At 52.5% G+C, this 1,015-nt stretch carries 1 protein-coding gene; it reads right to left on the bottom strand.

Annotated elements, in window-relative coordinates; all coding sequences use genetic code 11:
- A partial coding sequence (locus GRS80_RS08395) for an IS630 family transposase (protein ID WP_160047157.1) occupies nt 1-975 on the bottom strand: 975 nt, incomplete at its 3' end.
- Between the last annotated feature and the right edge of the window lie 40 nt (nt 976-1,015).

The following is a 1,015-nucleotide window of genomic DNA, read 5'->3' as shown; positions in this document are numbered from 1 at the left end:
GACGATCGGCGCCATCGTCCATTTGAGATAATCCCAGACTTGTTCGATTGGATTCAGGTGCGGTGAACCTGATGGAATGAAAATCAGGTCGATCCCAAGTTGATGCGCGCGCTTACGCGTGTACTTACACCTATGTGCTCCGTGCTTGTCCAAGACGAGCAGAATCCGCTTGCCGGGATTCTGCTCGCGTACCTGTTCTAGGACGCCACAAATCCGCTCTTTTTTCTCGTCTTCGGTGAATGTCACCAAACTCTCCCCGTTGAGAGCGTAGAATCCAACTGCAGAATCGTATGTCTTGACTAACTCCCGTTCAATGTGTGGATCGTCTACATACCAGACACGCCGCGAATTATCGTACGGCTGTGGCTTCGACGCATCAAAAAACCCGAGGACAGTACCGCCATCAGTGCAGATATCGTCGTCAACCATCCACCCTTCTTCGTCTTCTTGCTCACGTTTGTTGTGTGGCTGATCATCCTCGTCGAGCGCGTCGTCGACGCGCTCTTCGAGGATTTCATCAGAATTCTCTGGCCGGTGTGGACGCTTTGGCCGTGGTTTCGCGTACGAAAGACCAAGCTCCCGAAGGAAGGTACCGAGATAATTTGGACTGTAAGAAACACCGAATTCTTCCTGGAGAAGATGCTGAATCTCCTGCGATTTCCACGGTTGACCGTCTCGAAGCATCTCGATCAGTTTCTCTTGTTCATCCTCGTCGAGTTTCGGAGGCCGGCCGCCTCCGAAACTCGGCATCAGCCCTTCTAATCCGTCCTCGTTCCAGGCATCCGCCCAACGACCACCGGTGGTAGCCGACCGACCTTCTCGGTCGGCGGCCTCCGGAATTGAGTCGCCCTGGTAGAGATTTTTCAAAAACCCAAGCCGACGGAGGTGATGATCGTCTTCGGCCTCACGCAGCAATTCATCGATTTCTTCCTCAGTCAGGTGACGCTTAATCTCCTTTCGACGTGAGCGTTCCATTACTTGCTCATCGATCTTAACTCACAAAAGTTTTCGTACT

The sequence above is a fragment of the Natrialba sp. INN-245 genome, assembly GCF_009807105.1.
Lineage (GTDB): Archaea > Halobacteriota > Halobacteria > Halobacteriales > Natrialbaceae > Natrarchaeobius > Natrarchaeobius swarupiae.
Note: the sequence above shows the minus strand (reverse complement) of the source record. Positions and strands in the feature narration are given on the sequence as shown.